20 protein-coding genes and 1 pseudogene are annotated in these 18,868 nt (G+C 60.1%); 16 read left to right on the top strand and 5 right to left on the bottom strand.

Translation table 11 applies throughout. The features are described from left to right. Positions 1-5 precede the first annotated feature (5 nt). The 4 genes from phoU to BDE40_RS05570 all read left to right on the top strand — a co-directional run bounded on the left by phoU (position 6) and on the right by BDE40_RS05570 (position 3,082). Positions 6-725, top strand: coding sequence for a phosphate signaling complex protein PhoU (gene phoU, locus BDE40_RS05585; protein WP_211342399.1), 720 nt, complete (start codon positions 6-8; stop codon positions 723-725). Between the two features lies 1 nt (position 726). Further along, complete coding sequence (phoB, locus tag BDE40_RS05580; RefSeq protein WP_134013447.1) at positions 727-1,413, top strand: phosphate regulon transcriptional regulator PhoB; 687 nt, start codon at positions 727-729, stop codon at positions 1,411-1,413. 467 nt (positions 1,414-1,880) lie between these two features. Continuing rightward, complete coding sequence (aroQ, locus tag BDE40_RS05575) at positions 1,881-2,324, top strand: type II 3-dehydroquinate dehydratase (protein WP_134013446.1); 444 nt, start codon at positions 1,881-1,883, stop codon at positions 2,322-2,324. Continuing rightward, entirely contained in the window at positions 2,321-3,082 is a 762-nt protein-coding gene (locus BDE40_RS05570) for a LuxR family transcriptional regulator (protein ID WP_134013445.1), read from the top strand. The genes aroQ and BDE40_RS05570 overlap by 4 nt, the downstream gene beginning before the upstream one ends. A gap of 397 nt (positions 3,083-3,479) precedes the next feature. Here BDE40_RS05570 and tsf read toward each other — a convergent pair whose 3' ends face one another. Both tsf and rpsB read right to left on the bottom strand, forming a co-directional pair. After that, on the bottom strand, positions 3,480-4,355 hold the full coding sequence (gene tsf, locus BDE40_RS05565) for a translation elongation factor Ts (RefSeq protein ID WP_134013444.1): 876 nt from the start codon (positions 4,353-4,355) through the stop codon (positions 3,480-3,482). A 79-nt stretch (positions 4,356-4,434) separates the two neighbouring features. Beyond that, positions 4,435-5,214, bottom strand: a complete 780-nt coding sequence (gene rpsB / locus BDE40_RS05560) for a 30S ribosomal protein S2 (protein WP_134013443.1) — start codon at positions 5,212-5,214, stop codon at positions 4,435-4,437. Between the two features lie 292 nt (positions 5,215-5,506). Here rpsB and BDE40_RS05555 point away from each other — a divergent pair, with 292 nt between their 5' ends. The 5 genes from BDE40_RS05555 (at position 5,507) to BDE40_RS05535 (ending at position 9,022) form a co-directional block, all read left to right on the top strand. Next, positions 5,507-5,920: a hypothetical protein gene (locus tag BDE40_RS05555; protein ID WP_134013442.1), complete on the top strand. Its 414-nt coding sequence runs from the start codon at positions 5,507-5,509 to the stop codon at positions 5,918-5,920. 45 nt (positions 5,921-5,965) lie between these two features. Then, on the top strand, positions 5,966-6,841 hold the full coding sequence (locus tag BDE40_RS05550; protein WP_134013441.1) for a PfkB family carbohydrate kinase: 876 nt from the start codon (positions 5,966-5,968) through the stop codon (positions 6,839-6,841). Then, entirely contained in the window at positions 6,838-7,755 is a 918-nt protein-coding gene (locus BDE40_RS05545) for a pseudouridine-5'-phosphate glycosidase (RefSeq protein WP_134013440.1), read from the top strand. The genes BDE40_RS05550 and BDE40_RS05545 overlap by 4 nt, the downstream gene beginning before the upstream one ends. 84 nt (positions 7,756-7,839) lie before the next feature. Beyond that, positions 7,840-8,544: a DUF502 domain-containing protein gene (locus BDE40_RS05540; RefSeq protein ID WP_134013439.1), complete on the top strand. Its 705-nt coding sequence runs from the start codon at positions 7,840-7,842 to the stop codon at positions 8,542-8,544. 112 nt (positions 8,545-8,656) lie between these two features. Next, positions 8,657-9,022 (top strand): VOC family protein, encoded by a 366-nt coding sequence (locus BDE40_RS05535; protein WP_134013438.1) that lies wholly within the window; start codon positions 8,657-8,659, stop codon positions 9,020-9,022. A 13-nt stretch (positions 9,023-9,035) separates the two neighbouring features. On the opposite strand, the gene BDE40_RS05530 is transcribed toward BDE40_RS05535, so the two are convergent. Together BDE40_RS05530 and BDE40_RS05525 are read right to left on the bottom strand one after the other, a co-directional pair. Further along, positions 9,036-10,847: an extracellular solute-binding protein gene (locus BDE40_RS05530; RefSeq protein ID WP_134013437.1), complete on the bottom strand. Its 1,812-nt coding sequence runs from the start codon at positions 10,845-10,847 to the stop codon at positions 9,036-9,038. A 226-nt stretch (positions 10,848-11,073) separates the two neighbouring features. Beyond that, positions 11,074-11,961, bottom strand: a complete 888-nt coding sequence (locus tag BDE40_RS05525) for a calcium-binding protein (RefSeq protein WP_134013436.1) — start codon at positions 11,959-11,961, stop codon at positions 11,074-11,076. 128 nt (positions 11,962-12,089) lie between these two features. Here BDE40_RS05525 and BDE40_RS05520 point away from each other — a divergent pair, with 128 nt between their 5' ends. The 3 genes and pseudogenes from BDE40_RS05520 to BDE40_RS18355 all read left to right on the top strand — a co-directional run. After that, positions 12,090-12,875, top strand: coding sequence for a 3-hydroxybutyrate dehydrogenase (locus BDE40_RS05520; protein WP_134013435.1), 786 nt, complete (start codon positions 12,090-12,092; stop codon positions 12,873-12,875). A 13-nt stretch (positions 12,876-12,888) separates the two neighbouring features. Continuing rightward, the gene (locus tag BDE40_RS05515) at positions 12,889-13,920 is read left to right on the top strand and encodes a patatin-like phospholipase family protein (protein WP_134013434.1); all 1,032 of its coding nucleotides are present in this window, start codon (positions 12,889-12,891) and stop codon (positions 13,918-13,920) included. 222 nt (positions 13,921-14,142) lie between these two features. Next, positions 14,143-14,343: pseudogene (locus BDE40_RS18355) on the top strand (hypothetical protein); the annotation flags it as partial. Between the two features lie 59 nt (positions 14,344-14,402). On the opposite strand, the gene BDE40_RS05505 reads toward BDE40_RS18355, so the two are convergent. Then, positions 14,403-15,026 carry a helix-turn-helix domain-containing protein gene (locus BDE40_RS05505; protein ID WP_134013433.1) on the bottom strand — a complete coding sequence of 208 codons (624 nt, stop codon included), beginning with the start codon at positions 15,024-15,026 and terminating at the stop codon, positions 14,403-14,405. A gap of 57 nt (positions 15,027-15,083) precedes the next feature. On the opposite strand from BDE40_RS05505, the gene BDE40_RS05500 reads away from it, so the two are divergent. Genes BDE40_RS05500 through BDE40_RS05485 form a run of 4 tightly spaced genes read left to right on the top strand, consistent with a single transcriptional unit; the run spans position 15,084 to position 18,865 of the window. Further along, positions 15,084-16,571 (top strand): class I adenylate-forming enzyme family protein, encoded by a 1,488-nt coding sequence (locus tag BDE40_RS05500; protein WP_134013432.1) that lies wholly within the window; start codon positions 15,084-15,086, stop codon positions 16,569-16,571. Continuing rightward, positions 16,564-17,208, top strand: coding sequence for a DsbA family oxidoreductase (locus BDE40_RS05495; RefSeq protein WP_134013431.1), 645 nt, complete (start codon positions 16,564-16,566; stop codon positions 17,206-17,208). Before BDE40_RS05500 ends, BDE40_RS05495 begins: the two co-directional genes overlap by 8 nt. After that, the gene (locus BDE40_RS05490) at positions 17,205-17,681 is read left to right on the top strand and encodes a metal-dependent hydrolase (RefSeq protein ID WP_134013430.1); all 477 of its coding nucleotides are present in this window, start codon (positions 17,205-17,207) and stop codon (positions 17,679-17,681) included. The genes BDE40_RS05495 and BDE40_RS05490 overlap by 4 nt, the downstream gene beginning before the upstream one ends. Further along, the gene (locus tag BDE40_RS05485) at positions 17,678-18,865 is read left to right on the top strand and encodes a multidrug effflux MFS transporter (protein WP_134013429.1); all 1,188 of its coding nucleotides are present in this window, start codon (positions 17,678-17,680) and stop codon (positions 18,863-18,865) included. The genes BDE40_RS05490 and BDE40_RS05485 overlap by 4 nt, the downstream gene beginning before the upstream one ends. The last annotated feature ends 3 nt before the right edge of the window (positions 18,866-18,868 follow it).

The raw sequence follows: 18,868 nt of genomic DNA, 5'->3' as shown, positions 1-18,868 counted from the left end.
GAGATATGATGGATCAAGAACATATAGCCTCCGCTTTTGACCGTGATCTTGAGGGCGTTCAGGCGCTGATCATGCAGATGGGCGGACTGGTGGAGACCGCAATCTCCGACGCGGCGCGGGCGTTGGAAATGCGCGACACCGAGTTGGCCGACCAAGTCCGGCGCAACGACAAGCTGATTGACGCGCTGGAAGAACAGGTGGCGTCCGAGGTTGCCCGCGTCATTGCTGTACGTGCGCCGACAGCGAGTGATCTGCGCACGGTGCTGTCGGTACTCAAGATTTCCGGCAACCTCGAACGGATGGGCGATTATGCCAAGAACCTTGGCAAACGCACGTCAGTGCTGTCAGAAATGCCCGCCATAACGGGTACAGGCGGCGCGTTGCGCCGGATGACGCAACTGGTCAATGTGATGCTGAAAGACGCGCTGGATGCGTATATTCAACGCGATGTGGATCTGGCCGAGGATGTCCGCCAGCGCGACAGCGAGGTGGACCAGATGTATAATGCGCTGTTCCGCGAATTCCTGACCCATATGTTGGAAGACCCGCGCAACATTACGGCCTGTATGCACTTGCATTTTATAGCAAAAAACGTGGAACGTATGGGTGATCATGTGACCTCGATATGTGAACAGGTGGTTTATCTGGTGACCGGAGATATGCCGGATGAGGATCGTGGAAAACAAGATCGAACATCGACAGACAGCGCGCTAGGTAAAGTTTAAGATGGTGTCACAACCTATTGTTCTTGTTGTTGAAGATGATCCCGCGCAACGCGAGGTTCTTGCGTATAATATCCGCGCCGAGGGTTATCTGGTCGAGACAGCCGAAAACGGCGATGAAGCGCTGTTGATGGTGCAGGAACACGCGCCGGATGTGGTGGTACTGGACTGGATGTTGCCAAACGTGTCGGGCATCGAGATCTGCCGCCAGATCAAGGCAAAGTCTGAAACCAGAGACACGCCGGTGATTATGTTATCTGCGCGCTCCGAGGAAACAGATCGCGTGCGTGGGTTGGAGACTGGCGCGGATGACTATGTTGTTAAACCATATTCTGTCGCAGAACTGCTGGCGCGCATCCGCACGCAGCTGCGTCGGTCGCGGCCCTCGGCGGTGGGTCACAGGCTTGAGTTCGAAGACGTCGTCATGGATGTTGAGGAACACCGTGTGTTTCGCAGTGACGTGCCGTTGAAGCTTGGACCGACGGAATTCCGGCTTCTGGCGACGTTCATGGAGCGGCCGGGACGTGTGTGGTCACGCGAGCAGTTGCTGGACCGAGTTTGGGGCCGCGACATCTATGTCGACACACGCACGGTCGATGTCCATGTCGGCAGATTACGAAAAGCGCTCTGTGCGAACGGTGGCAATGATCCGGTGCGAACGGTCCGTGGTGCGGGCTATGCCTTGGGGTGAGGCACAGTGCTGTCCGGTAACTTGTGATTAGGAACAGGTGTTTAAAGGATGTAGCTAACCGGTAGATGGTTCTGCATTAACCAAATATTTACATAATACTGGTTATGGGTAAATCGTTTATTAAGAAGTGAACCCCTGCAAACCGTACATCCTTAACGAAACATCCGCCTGTCACATTCCACCCCTGCCGATGTCTGGGCTTGCGCCCGCCACATATACTCATCCAGTGCGCGCATGTTCGCAACTGAAGTGACGAATGACCAACGTCAAACGCAGCGCTCGGAACTTCGGATCCGATGGCGAGCGCAATTTACCAGTCTTTCGCCCTAATCGGCTGCGTAAAGGGTGCGTTTGACAACACGACCTGCAGCGTGGTCTTGTGAGGTATTGGAATTTTAGCTGTAAAATACTCGACAGGGCTTGTTTTGCGTCCTAGGTAGTTGTTCGGTACTCTTAAGGAACCGTCGATGACGTCTGTGCTAGTCCTCAATGGGCCAAATTTGAATTTGCTGGGAACCCGTCAGCCGGAAGTATACGGCTCCGTCACATTGGCTGACGTGGAAAATCTGTGCGTAACGCACGGTAAGTCCTTGGGAATAAAGGTAAGCAGCCTGCAATCCAACCACGAAGGTGTGTTGATCGACGCGATCCATGATGCCAAGGGCACCCATGGCGGTATCATCCTGAATGCAGGCGCGTTCACCCACACGTCGGTAGCGCTGATGGATGCAATCGCCTCGGTGGAGCTGCCGGTGGTCGAAGTGCACCTGTCCAACATTCACGCCCGCGAGGCGTTCCGGCACAAATCCTTTATCGCCCCCGTCGCATTGGGGCAAATTGCCGGCTTCGGCGCGAAAGGATATGTGCTGGCGCTTGACGCGCTTGCAGCCCATCTTGGTACGGGATCATGATCCAAGAGCATCTCAGCGCTCTCATTGCCAGCAACTCGTTGGAGGAAGTCTGGTCGTTGCACACGGCCAAGATGGCGGAGTTCGGCTTTGACCGCATCGTCTACGGTTATACGCGATTTCGGACCGGCACCACGCTGGGCGACCTGCAAGATGCGTTGATCCTGACCAATCACGACGCCGCCTATGTCGAGCATTTCGTCGGCGACGGGGCCTATTATCAAGGCCCGATGGTCGCCTGGGCGGCAGAAAACGTGGGCGCATGCAGCTGGCGGATGATGCAAGAGCTTGCCATGACGGGAAAACTGTCCCCTGGCGAGATGGAAGTCGTCGCACTCAACCAACGGCTGGACGTCACCGCAGGCTATACGGTCAGCTTCCATGATGTGTCCATGCGCGCCAAAGGGGCAACGGGTCTCACGGCGCGGCGCGGGCTGTCACAAGACGACGTGGACGCGGTTTGGGACAAATACGGGGATGATCTGGAACTGGCCAATAAGGTCATGCATCTCAAGGTCACGCAATTGCCCCACACAACCGGACAGCGCCGCCCCCTCACCGCGCGGCAACGCGAGGTTCTGGAATGGGTCGCCGACGGCAAGACCATCCAGGACACGGCGACGATCATGGGGCTGAACCCCGCGACAATCGAAAAGCATCTCAGGCTGGCCCGCGAAACTCTGGACGTCGATACGACCGCGCAAGCGATCCTGAAAGCGTCGAGCCAGAACCAGTTCTTCCTGATCGAAAACTCGTCCTAACGGCCCCCCTGCTCTGCCGAATCCCTGCCAGTTTCCCCTGCGTCGCTTGGACGACAGGGGCGGCGAATTTTGATCGTGCTTGAGCGCGCAATGTCGAGGTATGGAAAGGCGTACTTTGAATTTCCGCACCGCGGCGTAATAGTTTTCCTATGCCTTAGAGTGACGGTTTCGGCCGTGAGGCATATGTTAGGGTGCACCTTGCATTTCCAAGGGTTGTCGCCGCTCGGGGTTGCCCCGTTTGGCGCACGTTTGCGGAAGGTCTCGACAGCCTTCGGTGAATGCTACTCTCCTCCCTGTCGGGCCCGCATCATCCCCAGCGTGGGGGTCTGACCATAAAGAAACGGCGCGTCGGGTTTGTCCCGCGCGCCGTTTTCAATTTCAAAGGGAGAGGAAAGGCTTAGCCTTTCAGCGTTGCCGCCACTTCTTCCGCGAAGTTCTCTTCTTTTTTCTCGATGCCTTCGCCCACTTCCAGACGCACGAAACCGGTGATTTCCACGCCAGCTTCTTTGGCCGCCGCAGCGACGGTCAGGTCAGGGTTCACAACGAATTGCTGGTTCAGCAGGGTCACTTCGGCCATGAATTTCTTCATGCGGCCAACGATCATCTTCTCGATTACCGCTTCCGGCTTGCCGCTCTCACGAGCGATGTCCATCTGAACGGTTTTCTCTTTTTCAACAACAGCCGGGTCCAAATCAGCTTCGGACAGCGACGCAGGGTTCACAGCGGCCACGTGCATGGCGACCTGCTTGCCGAACGCTTCGTTCTCAGCGGACAAAGCCACCAGAACGCCGATTTTCCCCATGCCGTCCGCAGCAGCATTGTGCACATAGGACACGACCGAGGGGCCTTCCAGACGGGCCATGCGGCGCAGGGACATGTTCTCGCCGATGGTGGCGATCTTGGCGGTGATGACGTCGGCGACAGACTTGCCACCCATATCAGCAGCAGCCAGCTCTTCGGTGTTCGCGACGCCAACTGCGACGTCGGCAACACCAGCAACCATGGCTTGGAATTCGGAGTTTTTACCAACAAAGTCGGTTTCCGAGTTCACTTCCACAGCAACGCCAACGCCGTTTGCCACTTTGACGGCCACAAGGCCCTCGGCAGCTGTACGGCCGGATTTCTTGGCAGCTTTCGCCAAACCTTTGGTGCGCAGCCAGTCAACGGCGGCTTCCATGTCGCCATCTGTTTCGGTCAGCGCTTTTTTCGCGTCCATCATGCCTGCGCCTGTCGAGTCGCGCAGTTCTTTCACCATTGCAGCGGTAATCGCCATCTTGGTTCTCCTGAATAGAGGTGGGTTGATCCCGAAGGCCGCGATCGGCCTTCGGGCAATAGATTAGCGTGCGGAAGGTTTAGGCTTCTGCAGGTGCCTCGGCAGGAGCAGCAACAGCTTCTTCAGCCGGAGCTTCTTCCATAGCACCCAGATCAACGCCAGCTGCGCCCATTTGCGCTTGCATGCCGTCCAGCGCCGCACGGGCCACCAGATCGCAATACAGGCCGATGGCGCGCGATGCGTCGTCGTTGCCCGGGATCAGGTAGTCGATGCCGTCTGGCGAGCAGTTGGTGTCAACCACGGCAATCACCGGAATGCCCAGCTTTTTCGCTTCCGCGATGGCCAGATCTTCCTTGTTGACGTCGATCACGACCAGCAGGTCTGGAACGCCGCCCATTTCGCGGATACCGCCGAGGGAAGCCTGAAGCTTGCCTTGGTCACGTTCCATGCCCAGACGCTCTTTCTTGGTCAGGCCGGTGAAGCCGTTTTCCTGAGCTTCGTCGATGGACCGCAGACGGTTGATCGAGTTGGACACGGTTTTCCAGTTGGTCAGCGTGCCGCCGAGCCAGCGGTGGTTCATGTAGTATTGTGCGCATTTCTCTGCGGCTTCGGCGATCGGGCGTTGTGCCTGACGCTTGGTGCCGACGAACAGGATGCGGCCGCCTTTTGCTGTCGTGTCGCGCACAACTTGCAGCGCCTGGTCCAGCATTGGGACGGTTTGGGTCAGGTCCATGATGTGGATGCCGTTCTTGGCGCCGTAGATATACGGGGCCATACGCGGGTTCCAGCGTTGGGTTTGGTGACCAAAGTGAACGCCAGCCTCAAGCAGCTGACGGAGCGAAAATTCTGGCAAAGCCATGTCCGTTTTCCTTTCCGGTTTAAGCCTCAGCGGGGTGTCAGAGACGTTTGCCTCAACCGGTGGACGTCATGGGATTTCTCCCCCAATCGGCCCGACCCCGCCTGCGAAGTGAGCGCCAGATACCCCAAGCCCCCCTGTGCTGCAAGCCCCAAAGGCTCGTTTGGGCGCCGAAAGGTGAGTGATGCGTGAGATCAGGGTGAAAATACCATGCATTCGACGTTCCCGCCCTAGTCATGGCATCTGCGCGGGTGCAGCGTGATTTGGTTATTAACCCGTATTTGGAGTAATTATTATGAAAACTGCCTTTGTCGCGATCTTCGTCGCTGCGGTCTCTACCGCCCCTGCCTTTGCCGTGGAAGCCATGCGGTGCAACGTCCAAACCAGCCCCGGTGTCTACGAGCCAGTGCTTCGTATTGTCACCCAAGGCAGCTCTCGTGATATCCGCTTGGGCTCGGAAGGATTGACCCGCAAAATTTTCTACCGTGACCGGCGCGTGGTGGCCTATCTGGCCAATGCTGTGGGCGTCGCGCCACAGGATTTGCCAAGACATGTCTCCCGAGTCTGTGGCGCGGTGGAGGAAGCTGCGCGGGCGGCCCCTACGGCGGCGACCGTCGGAGTGGCTCCTCCTCCGGCAGCAACTGAAACTGTGGCAGAAGCGGTATCTGAAGGCCCGGCCGACGCCCCGACTGACGAGCCGGTTTACTAAGAAACCCTCTTGAACCCCCGCTCATGGCCTGATTTGAAGATGGCCATGAGCAAGACACCTGACATCCTGTGCATCGGTGCGGTCCTGTGGGACATCATCGGACGCCACGACCACGAGATGGAACGCGGCCATGACCGCCCCGGTCGCATCACCCGTGTGCCGGGCGGTGTCGCGATGAATATCGCCATGGCGCTGCAAGCCTATGGCATGACCCCTGCCCTGTTGACCGCCATCGGGCGTGATGCTGAAGGCGACGAGCTTCTGGATGCTTGCGCACGGCTTGGCATGATCACCGATCACATTTATCGCCCCGACGATCTGCCCACCGACCGCTACATGGCCATCGAGGGCCGCAACGGATTGATTGCCGCTATCGCGGACGCCCATTCGCTGGAGCAGGCGGGTGACGAGATCCTCGCGCCGATGACCTCGACTTTGTCCGGCTGGACCGGGCTTGTGGCGGTGGATGGCAATCTGACCGTCGATCTGCTCACCCAGATTGCCACTGATGCTGGGTTCGCCAAGGCCGATCTGCGTCTCGCGCCAGCCTCCCCCGGCAAGGCCGAACGCCTGCGCCCGTTTCTAAGCCACTCCACTGCCACGCTTTATGTGAACCTTGAAGAAGCCGGGTTGTTAATCGGCTCAACCTTCAACGATAGTGCGACCGCAGCCACCGCGCTGCTCCGGCAAGGGTTGCACCGCGCGCTGGTCACCAACGGCGCAGAGGCCGCATCGCTGGCCATGAGCAACAAACTGTTAACCTTCACGCCGCCCAAGGTGCAGGTGAAGCGCATCACCGGCGCGGGTGACACCTTCATGGCGGCTCATATCTCTGCCGAAGCCAAAGGCGCCACCCCCGAAGCCGCGCTACAAAACGCAATGACCGCAACCGCTACCTACATTTCCGGAGACCGCTATTGATCAGCTTGCGCTACGCCCCCGAAGTTGAAGCCGCCCGAGCCGAAGGCTCGCCCGTCGTGGCGCTTGAGAGCACGATTATCACCCACGGCATGCCTTACCCGCAAAACGTGGAAACCGCGCGCAAGGTAGAGCAAACCATTCGCGACCAAGGGGCCACGCCCGCGACCATCGCGGTAATCGCGGGCCAGCTCCATATCGGGCTTACCTCGGATGAATTGGATACGCTGGGCCAAACAAAGGATGTTGCCAAGTTGTCCCGCGCTGACATGGCCGCCTGCATCGCCACGGGTGGTACAGGGGCGACAACCGTCGCCGCCACAATGATCGCCGCCCGCCTCGCCGGTATCGAGGTGTTCGCTACGGGCGGTATCGGCGGTGTGCATCGCGGTGCGGAAGACAGCTTCGACATCTCCGCCGATCTGCAAGAATTATCCCAAACCGCTGTCACTGTTGTTGCAGCTGGCGCCAAGGCCATTCTCGACCTGCCCAAAACGCTGGAGGTCTTGGAGACCCTCGGGGTGCCGGTTATCGCTTATGGCCAAGACACCCTGCCCGCGTTCTGGTCCCGCGAGTCGGACCTCGCGGCACCCTTGCGCATGGATGACGCCGCCAGCATTGCCAAAGCGCACCGGATGCGCGCCGCTATGGGTTTGCCCGGCGGGCAACTGGTGGCCAACCCGATCCCTGCCTTCGCCGAAATCCCCGCCGCCACCTTGGCGCCGATCATCGCGCAAGCGTTGCAAGAGGCCGCAGAGCAAGGGATCGACGGAAAATCGGTCACCCCCTTCCTTTTAGGGCGCATTTTCGAGCTGACCAATGGCGCGTCATTGGAGGCGAATATCGCGCTTGTGCTCAACAATGCGCGTCTGGCAGCGGAAATAGCGCGAAACCTGACCCAAATCGGGGCGAATTGACGGCTTGTTTCACTGGCTGCTTGTCGGATGGCATGCGGAACCATACATACGTTAACGCAACTCTAAGAAAGACCTGACGCACCAATGCTGCTGGACGATTTGGACCCTGACCACAAAAAACCGCCTCGCAAGGCGAGTTTGTTCGCGCGCATGCGCGGCAACTTTTTGGCAGGGCTGGTGGTGATTGCCCCTATCGGGCTGACCATGTGGCTGACTTGGAGCGTCGTGGGCTGGATCGACAGCTGGGTTCTGCCCTTCGTCCCCTATCACTACCGCCCCGAGCAATATATCGGCATCAACCTGCGCGGTGTCGGGGTGGTGTTCTTCTTGCTGTTCACCATGGTGATCGGCTGGATGGGCAAGGGCATTCTGGGCCGGTCCCTGCTGCGGTTCGGCGAGAACCTCGTAGACCGCATGCCCGTTGTGCGTTCTATCTATAACGGGTTGAAGCAAATCGCCGAGACGGTGTTCTCGCAGCGCGAAACATCGTTCGAGAAGGCCTGTCTGGTCGAATATCCCCGTCGTGGCATCTGGGCCATCGCCTTCATCTCGACCTCCGCCAAGGGCGAGGTTGCGCGCGGCATCGGGGCCGAGGGAGGGTTGATGTCGGTCTTTCTGCCGACCACTCCCAACCCCACTTCCGGCTTCCTGCTCTTCGTGCCTAAATCGGATATCATCGAGTTGGACATGACAGTCGAGGACGCAGCCAAACTGGTGATCTCGGCGGGGTTGGTCTACCCGAACAAGGAAGACCCGTCGAAGCCTCCGGCGGAACTGGCGGCGCAGTAGCGAGTTGTTCCACTTTGGAAAACGGCGGCGCGGTGTGATCCGGCGGACTTGCCGTAGATTCGGATTTCTGCTCAACTAAAACTCCATCGTAGCGTCATGAAGTGGAAACCGCATGGTAAAAGCTCTGGGAATCGGCGGCGTTTTTTTCAGGTCAAAAGACCCAAGCGCTCTTGCTGCATGGTATCAAAAGCACCTTGGGATCGACCCAGTCCCGACCTCGCCGACAATGACACCTTGGATCACAGAGCCGGGAGTGACCGTCTTTTCACCGTTTGACCAAGACACCGATTATTTCCCGAAAGACCGGGCGTTCATGCTGAACTTCCGGGTCGGCGATCTCGATGCTGCGATTGCGGAGTTGAACGAGGCAGGTGTGGAAAGCGGTGAGCTCTCAATTATGGAAGGTGTCGGAAGGTTCGCCCGTATTCACGACCCAGAAGGAAACCCGATAGAACTTTGGGAACCTGCCCTGCCATAAGATCTGTGCCTCTTTACTCAGACCACCACACATCCGGCTGGAACCCGATCCAGTCACCGTAAACCGGCAGCTTGTCGGGGAATTTCAGGTTCGCGTCATGGGCCAGCATCGAGACGTTGGAATACCACAGCGGCACCACATAGCGCCCTGCCGTCAGAATGCGGTCCAGTGCTTTGACCGCCGCGCGGTAATCCTCTTGGCTCTCCGAGGTCAGCATGGTCTGGATCATCGCCTCCGCCGCAGGGCTGTTCATCCCCATCAGGTTGCGCGATCCGGGGTTGACCACCCCGTCACTGCCCCAGTAAGACATCTGCTCGTTGCCGGGGCTTAGGGACAGTCCGCGAATAAAGTGCGTCATATCAAAATCATAGGCATCGGTGCGTTCGCGATACTGCGCGCTGTCGACCACGGTGATCGTCGGGAAAACGCCCAAGCGTTCCAGATGCTCTTTGTAGATATTGGCGATGGACTGATGCTCCGCGCTGCCTTGCTTGAGCAGGATATCAAAGACGAACGGATGGCCGTCCGGCCCCGTCAACACGCCGTCTTTCACCACCCAACCGGCCTCTTCCAGCAGGCGGGATGCCTCGCGGATGCCAGCGCGGTTGCGGGCTGATCCGTCGCCGGTCGGCAGCGTGTAGCCCTCATATGTCCCCGGCAAAAGCGTGGTCTTGTAGGGCTCCAGAAGCTCCGCGACCTTGCCGGTCGCCTCGCCGTTCTCCATCGCCAAAACAGAGTTGTGGAAGTAGGACGCGATGCGTGGCAGCCCCTCTTCACCGTTCAGTTTCTCGTCGATGAATTCGTAGTTGAAGGCATGCAACATCGCCTCGCGCACGCGCCAGTCCTTGAAGATGTCGCGACGGGTGTTCATCACAAAGCCGTTCATGCCCGTGGGGCGCTGGTGCGGGATCTCGGATTTCACCACTTGCCCGTTGGTAACACGCGGGAAGTCGTATTGCTGTGCCCATTTGGCGGTGCTGGTCTCGCGAATTGTGTTCAGTTCGCCCGCCTTGAACGCCTCGAACATGGCGGTGGCGTCGCCGTAAAACTCCATCCGCAGCTCGTCGATATTGTTGGTCCCGCGCCGGAACGGCACATCGTTGCCCCAATAGTCGGGATCGCGCTTGAGCGACACGAAGCGACCCGCCTCGAAGTCGTCAATAATGTAGGGGGCGGAGGAAATAGGGATCGTATCAAGCCCGCTTTCTTCAAAACTGACACCGTCCCACTGCGCTTTCTTCAGGATCGGACGCATGCCCATGATCAGGGCAAGTTCGCGGTCCGGCTCTTTGAATGTGAAGCGGATTTTACCCTCTGGCGTCACTTCCGATGTCTCGATTTTGGCCCAGGTTCCGGCATAGCGCGGATGGCCTATGGTGCCCAAGGTCTCGTAGGACCAGATCACGTCTTCGGCGGTCACGGGGCTGCCATCGGAGAATCGGGCCTCGGGTCGCAGCTTGAATTCCACCCAGAGATTCGTCGAATCGGTCTCCACGGTTTCCGCCAGAAGCCCGTAGAGGGTGAAAGCCTCGTCCCAAGACTGCCCCATCAGGCTTTCAAATGCGAGAAACCGAAGCTGCCAAGGCACCCGCCCTTTGCGGATGAACGGATTGAGCGAATCGAATCCGCCGACCTCGCCGGTGACGATCTTGCCGCCTTTGGGCGCATCGGCATTTGCGTAGGGCAAAGACACAAAGTCTGGTGGAAGCGCGGGGTCGCCATACATAGCTATGCCATGCTGTGGCTCGGCAAATGCGGTGCTGGCCGCAAGGATCACGGCGCTGGCCAGTCCATTGCGCACGGTTTGGAAATAGTTTGACTTCATTTCGGTAACAATCCTTCGACGCCCTGCTCTGATTGAGGATCATGCTACGCAGGGTTTCCAACCTTTTCAAACTTTTAGCTTGGCGGGTGGCGGTCAAATGCTTATAAAGGACTCACTGCTCGATAGGTTTCTTGCCTGTATGAAACCTGCCTCAATAACTTAACGCCAGCTTCGTGCTGGCGTTTTTTTTTGGCTTTGCGATGTAATTGGAGCGGTTGTTCGCAGGTCAGAACAGGCCGATCTCAAGCCCGAGAAAATCACTTACCGTCAACTCGTCCAGATCGATGCCGCGCAGGCGGATGGTCAGGCTGGTGTTCGGTGCCAGCAATTCGCTCGGCATCTCGAAGACCACGCTGGGGCCCTGCTGGGTGGCATGGGCCATAAACAGCGCCATCACATCGACCGCCGCTTCGTCCATCGTGATTTCCAGCGCCAACCGGTCCTCGCCATGGGTGAAGTCGTTCACGATCATTTCGCTGTCACCAGTCAGCCCGTCGCTGACGAAGATGAAATGATCCGCGCCCGCACCACCTGTCAGCGTATCGTATCCGCCAAATCCGTAAAGCGCGTCGTCGCCAGCGCCGCCATTCAGCCGGTCATCCCCCAACCCCACGCGCAGCACGTCATTGCCCGCGCCACCGTTGAGGCGGTTATTTCCCGCCGTGTCGGTCAGCACGTCGTCGCCTGCCTGCCCGTACAGGCTGTCATCGCCACGGTTGCCTTCCATCGTGTCATTGCCCGACCCGCCATACAGCCTGTCATCGCCCGACCCGCCGCGCAGCGTGTCGTTGCCCGCGCCGCCCGCGACAAGATCGTTTCCGTCGCCGCCATCAAGGTTGTCATCGCCATTTCCGCCATTCACCCGATCATGGCCGGTCCCGCCTTGGAGACGGTCATTGCCGTTTTGACCCCAAAGTTCATCATCCCCGGCCAAGCCGGTGATTATGTCGTTGCCGTCTCCGCCACGGATCGTCTCGTCAGCCTCGGTTCCGATTAGGATGTCGTCATCGGTTCCGCCAGTTTGCGTGACATCCGCGCTGCGCATTTGCGCCATCGATGGGATTACACCGGGCACCAAAGGCGCGGTGAAGTCGGGAACAAACGGGTTTTTCATGCCCGCATCTAACAAGGCAAAACTCCAAGATTCGGTAAACTCCGCGAGACCGCAGCCTTTCGCCCTTCATTTCGCATGTGCAGCAATATATGTCTGGGGCAACTCATTGCGCAAAAAGGACCACGCCCATGACCCTTCCTGCCCCGCTCCAAGGTAAAACCGCCGTCATCACCGGCTCCAACTCCGGCATTGGTCTGGGAATTGCCCGCGAACTGGCCAAGGCCGGTGCGAATGTGATTTTGAACTCCTACACCGCCAATAAGGAAGATCACGCGCTGGCCGACGAAATCACCCAAGTCACCGGTAACGAAGCCCGCTACATTCAGGCCGATCTGTCCAAAGGCGACGATGCCCGCCGTCTGATCGAGACCGCAGGCAAATGCGACATCCTCGTGAACAACGCAGGCATCCAGCATGTCGCCCCTATCGACGAGTTTCCGGTCGAGAAATGGGACGCGATCATCGCCATCATGCTGAACTCCGTGTTCCACACCACTGCTGTTGCCCTGCCGATGATGCGTGCGGCGGGCTGGGGCCGGATCATCAACATCTCCTCTGCCCATGGCCTGACCGCCTCGCCGTATAAATCTGCCTATGTCGCCGCCAAGCACGGCGTTGTCGGCATGACCAAGGTTGTGGCGCTCGAAACCGCCCGCGAGCCGATCACCGCCAATGCCATCTGCCCGGGCTATGTGATGACGCCGCTGGTGGAGGCGCAGATCCCCGACACAATGAAGAAATACGACATGGACCGCGAGACCGTGATCAAAGAGGTCATGCTGGAGCGCCAGCCGTCCAAAGAGTTCGCCACAACCGAACAGTTGGGCGGCGTGGCGACCTTCCTGTGCTCGGATGCAGCGACGCAGATCACCGGCACCACGATTAGCGTCGATGGTGGCTGGACGGCACTTTGATACAAGCCGGCTCATGACCCCCAAACGCATCAACCTCGCCCTGCAAGGTGGCGGCGCTCATGGCGCCTTCACATGGGGCGTTCTGGACCGCATTCTCGAGGACGAACGGCTGGAGATCGCCGCGATCACCGGCACCTCCGCCGGTGCGCTGAACGGTGCTGCCCTGAAATCCGGTCTGATCGAAGACGGCGCGGACGGGGCCAAGGCCAAGCTCGACTGGCTATGGGCCGAACTCGGTGGCTCGGACCAGTCGCATCTGCACAGCTGGATGCATGGCATCACGCCCGGCTCGGTCAGCCACGCCGTTGAATCCTCGCCGTTTTATCAGGCCATCGACATCTTCAGCCGCATGGCCAGCCCCTATAATCTGGGGCTGCTCTACAGCCACCCTCTGCGCCCTATTGTCGAGCAGATGAATTTCAACGAAATCTGCGCCACCGAAGGGCCCGACCTGTTCATCTGTGCGACCAATGTCCGCTCCGGTAAAATCCGGATATTTGACCGGGACGACACCGATACCGACGCCATTCTGGCCTCCGGCTGCCTGCCGACGATCTTTCAGGCGGTGGAGATATTCGACCCCAAAACCGACCGTGTCGAGGCCTATTGGGATGGCGGCTATATGGGCAACCCCGCGCTGTTTCCGCTGTTTGAGCGTGAGTTTCCGGCGGATGTGGTCATCGTCAACATCAACCCGCTCTACCGCGAAGCACTGCCGCGCAAGGCGACGGAAATCCAGAACCGCATCAACGAGATCAGCTTCAACGGCTCGCTGTTTCGCGAATTGCGCGCGGTGCAGTTCGTGCGCGACCTGATCGCCAGCGGCAAGGTCAAGCGCGGTACTATGAAAGACGTGCTGGTCCATATGATCTCCGATGACGCGCTGATGAACGAGCTGTCGGTGGCCACCAAAACCGTGCCAACACCGTTTGTGCTGCACGAGTTGAAGCAGGCAGGCCGCGACACCGCGCACGACTTCCTTGATGCGCATTTCGACGATCTGGGCGACCGTTCTTCCGTCGATCTGCGGGCGATGTTCGGCTAGTCTTGATTGCAGTAAAGGCGCAAGCCTCGCCAGTGCGACCGATATCGGAAGCTTCATGAACATCCTCGCCCTGTTCGCCGGCAACTCGGCACGCTCCAACCCGCCGGTGATGGATACGGTCATTGCAGTTTGCGGCAATGCGGCAAGGGAAACCTAGCCTGTCTGGCCCGCTTTAAACGGGGTTGAGCAGTTTGCGGACACATTTGGGCGCCGAAAATCCCGATGCCGCCAGCCCGAAGGATCAGCCCGCCGCGTTTCAGGCCCTGCGGAGATGCAAAGCTGCTGATCTCCGTCCTAGGCTCCGGCATCATGGGCGAAAGCCTCGCCGACGGGAACACCGCCATCGCCCTGCTGGACAATGCCTTGGCAACAGGCTGCATGCACTATGCGATCATCACCGAGCCCGGCCCGATCTCGGGTGCAAGTAAAACCGCCATCCGGTCTTCATCTTGGGAAAAATATTCCCCCCGGAGGGTCCGACCTCACCCCAGCGATGTCACCCACAGGATAAGCGCATCCTCGGCGCTGGTCGACACCACGTTATGCCCCATCGAGGCGTCGTAATAGGCGCTGTCGCCGCGCTTCATTTCCACCGGCTCATAGAACTCGGTGAACAGGCGCACGGAGCCCGTCAGGACGTAAAGAAACTCTTCACCATCATGGCGCACCCAGCCGTCGAACTCGTCCACACTGCGCGCGCGAATGCGGGCGCGGTAGGGCAACATCGCCTTCTTGGTCAGCCCGCTTGCCAACAACTCGTGCTCATAGGTCGGCGTCACATGCGCAGCACCTTCGTCCACGCGGGTCACATCCATCCGCCCGTTCACCTGCGCCCGTGACGGCGGGGTGAACAGCTGCGGCATACCGATGCCCAGACCCTCGGCCAGCTTCTTCATCAGCTCGAAGGTCGGTGACATCTGTTCGTTCTCGATCTTCGACAGGGTGGACCGCGCCAGCCCCGCCCGCTGCGCAGCTTGCTCCAGCGTCCAGCTGCGCGCCTTGCGCAACTCCCGCACCCGTGCGCCAAGGTTCAACGGCTCCACGGGGCTGTCCTCGCCGCTTTCGCGGGCAAGGCGGATCAGGCTGGGCTCGGTGCTTGCGGTCATGGCCGTTCTCATACCCCCCTCTTGCGGCGGCTGGCAATGGCAGCTAGCCCTTTGCCTATGCAAAATTCCGTCTTCGATCACGGCGCTCCACCGCCCTGCCCTGCGCCATTCAACATGGCGGCTTATGTGCTGTCCCACGCGACCGCTCTTGGCGACAAACCCGCACTTGAAGTCGTGGGCGGAGTACGCGACGTCCTGACCTACCGTGCGCTCTATGACCGCGTGACAGAGGTCGCCAGCGGGCTGCGCGCGCAGGGCCTCAACGAGGGCGACCGCGTCCTCTTCCGCCTTGGCAACACGCCCGATTTCCCCGTGGCCTATCTGGGCTGCATTTGGGCGGGTCTGGTCCCGATCCCCGCCTCGTCGCAACTGACCGTGCCGGAGGCGACGGACATCGCGCAACAAACGGACCCCGCGCTGATCCTGCATCAGGACGGCGTCTCCCTGCCCGACCATCCCGCGCCCGTTCTGGACGCCCTGCCAACCGCCGACCCGATCCCGCCGGTCATGGGCGATCCGAACAGGCTGGCCTACATTATCTTTACGTCCGGCACCTCCGGCCGCCCAAACGGCGTGCGCCACGCGCATCGCGCGATCTGGGCGCGGCGGATGATGTGGCAGGGCTGGTATGGCCTGACCCCCGACGACCGGATGATGCATGCAGGCGCGTTCAACTGGACCTATACGCTCGGCACCGGCCTGATGGATCCGTGGAGCATCGGGGCCACGACGCTGATCCCCGCCTTGGGCGTACCGTCCTCGGCTTTGGGCGCACTGGCGTCCGAGCATGACGCCACTATTTTCGCTGCGGCACCGGGCGTTTACCGGCAGATGTTAAAGTCACCCTTGCCGCCCTTACCCCATCTGCGCCACGGGCTGTCCGCGGGCGAAAGCCTGCCCAATGCGCTGCGCACGCAGTGGCATACGCAAACCGGCACCGACATTCACGAGGCGCTCGGCATGTCGGAATGCTCCACCTTCATCTCCGGCGCGCCCGCTATGCCCGCCAAAGCAGGCACCTCCGGCAAACCGCAACAAGGCCGCCGCATCGCGGTGCTGGAGGACGGCAAACCCGTGCCACCGGACACCCCCGGCCTGCTGGCCATCCACCGCGACGATCCGGGGTTGATGCTGGGCTATCTCGGCGCGGACTTGCCGGACGGCGACTGGTTCACCACCGCCGACACCGTCACCATGAGCGCCGAGGGCGACGTCACCTATATGGGACGCAATGACGACATGATGAACGCGGGCGGCTACCGCGTGTCGCCGCTGGAGGTGGAATCCGCCTTCGCGGGCTTCCAAGGCATGACCGATTGCGCCGCCACCGCCGTGGAAATCAAGGCCGACACCGAGATCATCGCGCTGTTCTACACCGCAAAGGCCCCGCTGCCCGAGGACGACCTGCGCACCCATGCACAGACCCTGCTCGCCCGTTACAAGCAACCGCGCCTTTACATCCACCGCGACACGTTGCCAAAAGGGGGCAATGGCAAGCTCAACCGACGCTTGCTGCGCGACACATTTGAGGCCCCCGATGGTTAAGCTCGACATTATCTCCGACGTGATCTGCCCATGGTGCTACATCGGCAAGGCCCATCTGGACCGCGCACTGGAGGCCGCTCCGGATCACCCGTTCACCATCGAATGGCACCCGTTCCAGTTGAACCCGACGATGCCCGAGGGCGGCATGGACCGCCGCGAGTATCTTGAGCACAAGTTCGGCGGCAAGGAAGGCGCGGTGCGCGTCTACGGCCAGATTGCGGAGGCCGCAGAAGCCGCAGGGCTCGACATTGATTTCGGGGCCATCCAACGGACACCCAACACCATCAACGCCCACCGCTTGATCCATTGGGCGGGGCTGGAGGGGCGCCAGACAGCCGTGGTCTCCAAACTGTTCAAGGCCTATTTCAAGGAAGGTCGCGATTTAGGCGACACGGAGGTCCTGCTCGACATTGCCGAGGCCGCCGAGATGGACCGCGAAATGGTCGCCCGCCTCATGGCGACCGATCAGGACATAGACGACATCCGCGCCCGTGACGCCAACGCCCGCGAGCGCGGTGTCACCGGCGTGCCGACCTTTGTTGTTGCAAACCAGCACGTCCTGCCCGGCGCGCAGCAGCCCGACCTGTGGGCCAACGTGATCACCGAGCTGAACACGCAGCTTGCTGATCAGGCATGATCACCGCCCACCTCCCTTCCGGCTATGTCCTTGGCCGCACGGCGCAGCGCTACGGGGTTCACCCCTGGCTGATGCCCGCGGCACTGATCGGGGCGGTGTTGCCTGATCTGGACCTGATCTGGTTCTACCTTGTCGACAACCGCGCCATTCACCACCACCATTATTGGGTCCATATCCCCTTCTTCTGGTTTGTCGTCTGGCTGCCCACAATGCTGGTCCTGCACCGCTGGAAGCCGCGCTGGCTGCCGCCTGCCCGCGCCTTCTTTGTGGGCATTTTGCTACACCTGCTGCTCGACACAGTTGCGGGCGATATCGCATGGGGCGTACCCCTGACCGACCAGCTGTTCCACTTGTTCACCGTCCCCGCCACACAAAGCCACTTCGTTTTGTCGTATATCCTGCACTGGACCTTCTCGTTCGAGCTGATGATCTGGGCGCTGGCAATCTACCTGTATGCAAAGGCCAAGCTATGAACCGCCCCACACGGCGTCTGTCGCAGCCCGAATTCATTGCGATGATCGCGGCGGCCATGGCCCTGACCGCGTTCAGCATCGACTCGATGCTGCCCGCCTTGCCCGAAATCGCGCAGGCCTTGACCCCCGACGCGCCCAACCGCGCGCAGCTGGTGCTGACCAGTTTCGTGCTGGGCATGGGGATCGGCACGATCTTTACAGGTCCGCTTTCTGACAGCTTCGGTCGCAAGCCGGTGATCCTTGGCGGCGCGCTGCTTTATGTCATCGGGGCCACGCTGGCGGGGCAAGCCGAGAGCCTGGAGACCATGCTCGCCAGCCGTATTGTTCAAGGCTTGGGCGTTGCAGGCCCGCGCGTCGTCGCCATCGCCATTGTCCGTGACCTGTATCAGGGCCGACCAATGGCCTCGATCATGTCCTATGCCATGATGATATTCACCTTGGTGCCAGCCGTCGCCCCGCTTCTGGGCAGCTACATCATCGTCAGCTTCGGCTGGCGCGCCGTGTTCTACAGCTTCGTGTTGTTCGCGACTTTGGTGATCGGCTGGATGATGATCCGCCAGCCCGAAACTTTACCCGAAGAGGCGCGGCGTCCGTTCCGGGTAAACGCAATTGTCGCAGCGACCAAAGAGTGCTTTTCACACAAGGTGTTCACCCTCTCGACATTCTTGCAAATCCTGTCGTTCGGGATGCTGTTCGGCTGCCTCAGCTCAACCCAGCAAATCTTCGAGACCAGCTTCGGGCGGGCCGACACCTTCCCGCACTGGTTCGCCCTCATTGCCCTGTTCGCGGGCACCGCATCGATCCTGAACGCGCGGCTGGTGGTGCGTTTGGGCATGCAACGGATGATCTCGGTGGGCTTCGGGATGCAAATCTTCTTTTCCGTGGCCGTCCTGATCGCGGGCTTCGTCGCCACCGTTCCCTTTGCGCTCTATGTGCTGTGGACCACGTCGCTGTTCTTCATGGCGGGGCTGGTGATCGGCAACCTCAACGCCTTGGCGATGGAGCCGGTCGGCCATATCGCGGGCTTGGCGGCGTCGGTGATCGGGGCTGTGGCGACCGTCCTTGGGGCGGCCATTGCGGCGCCCATAGGTCTTGCCTTTGACGGCACCCCCTTGCCCTTGGCCATCGCCACCTCGACGCTGTCGATCCTCGGTTACGCAGTTGTGAAACGTGGTCTGCGTTAGGGC

It is taken from the genome of Litoreibacter halocynthiae (assembly GCF_004365635.1).
Classification (GTDB): Bacteria; Pseudomonadota; Alphaproteobacteria; order Rhodobacterales; family Rhodobacteraceae; genus Litoreibacter; species Litoreibacter halocynthiae.
Note: the sequence above shows the minus strand (reverse complement) of the source record. Positions and strands in the feature narration are given on the sequence as shown.

Bases quoted from the DNA above. Each gene is read 5' to 3' on its own strand.
- rpsB (WP_134013443.1), bottom strand. From the start codon at position 5,214: ATGGCTTTGCCAGAATTTTCGCTCCGTCAGCTGCTTGAGGCTGGCGTT.
- BDE40_RS05500 (WP_134013432.1), top strand. From the start codon at position 15,084: ATGCAAAATTCCGTCTTCGATCACGGCGCTCCACCGCCCTGCCCTGCG.
- BDE40_RS05530 (WP_134013437.1), bottom strand. From the start codon at position 10,847: ATGAAGTCAAACTATTTCCAAACCGTGCGCAATGGACTGGCCAGCGCC.
- tsf (WP_134013444.1), bottom strand. From the start codon at position 4,355: ATGGCGATTACCGCTGCAATGGTGAAAGAACTGCGCGACTCGACAGGC.
- BDE40_RS05515 (WP_134013434.1), top strand. From the start codon at position 12,889: ATGACCCCCAAACGCATCAACCTCGCCCTGCAAGGTGGCGGCGCTCAT.
- BDE40_RS05535 (WP_134013438.1), top strand. From the start codon at position 8,657: ATGGTAAAAGCTCTGGGAATCGGCGGCGTTTTTTTCAGGTCAAAAGAC.
- phoU (WP_211342399.1), top strand. From the start codon at position 6: ATGATGGATCAAGAACATATAGCCTCCGCTTTTGACCGTGATCTTGAG.
- BDE40_RS05550 (WP_134013441.1), top strand. From the start codon at position 5,966: ATGAGCAAGACACCTGACATCCTGTGCATCGGTGCGGTCCTGTGGGAC.
- BDE40_RS05505 (WP_134013433.1), bottom strand. From the start codon at position 15,026: ATGACCGCAAGCACCGAGCCCAGCCTGATCCGCCTTGCCCGCGAAAGC.
- BDE40_RS05495 (WP_134013431.1), top strand. From the start codon at position 16,564: ATGGTTAAGCTCGACATTATCTCCGACGTGATCTGCCCATGGTGCTAC.
- BDE40_RS05485 (WP_134013429.1), top strand. From the start codon at position 17,678: ATGAACCGCCCCACACGGCGTCTGTCGCAGCCCGAATTCATTGCGATG.
- BDE40_RS05540 (WP_134013439.1), top strand. From the start codon at position 7,840: ATGCTGCTGGACGATTTGGACCCTGACCACAAAAAACCGCCTCGCAAG.
- BDE40_RS05520 (WP_134013435.1), top strand. From the start codon at position 12,090: ATGACCCTTCCTGCCCCGCTCCAAGGTAAAACCGCCGTCATCACCGGC.
- BDE40_RS05525 (WP_134013436.1), bottom strand. From the start codon at position 11,961: ATGAAAAACCCGTTTGTTCCCGACTTCACCGCGCCTTTGGTGCCCGGT.
- phoB (WP_134013447.1), top strand. From the start codon at position 727: ATGGTGTCACAACCTATTGTTCTTGTTGTTGAAGATGATCCCGCGCAA.
- BDE40_RS05570 (WP_134013445.1), top strand. From the start codon at position 2,321: ATGATCCAAGAGCATCTCAGCGCTCTCATTGCCAGCAACTCGTTGGAG.
- aroQ (WP_134013446.1), top strand. From the start codon at position 1,881: ATGACGTCTGTGCTAGTCCTCAATGGGCCAAATTTGAATTTGCTGGGA.
- BDE40_RS05555 (WP_134013442.1), top strand. From the start codon at position 5,507: ATGAAAACTGCCTTTGTCGCGATCTTCGTCGCTGCGGTCTCTACCGCC.
- BDE40_RS05490 (WP_134013430.1), top strand. From the start codon at position 17,205: ATGATCACCGCCCACCTCCCTTCCGGCTATGTCCTTGGCCGCACGGCG.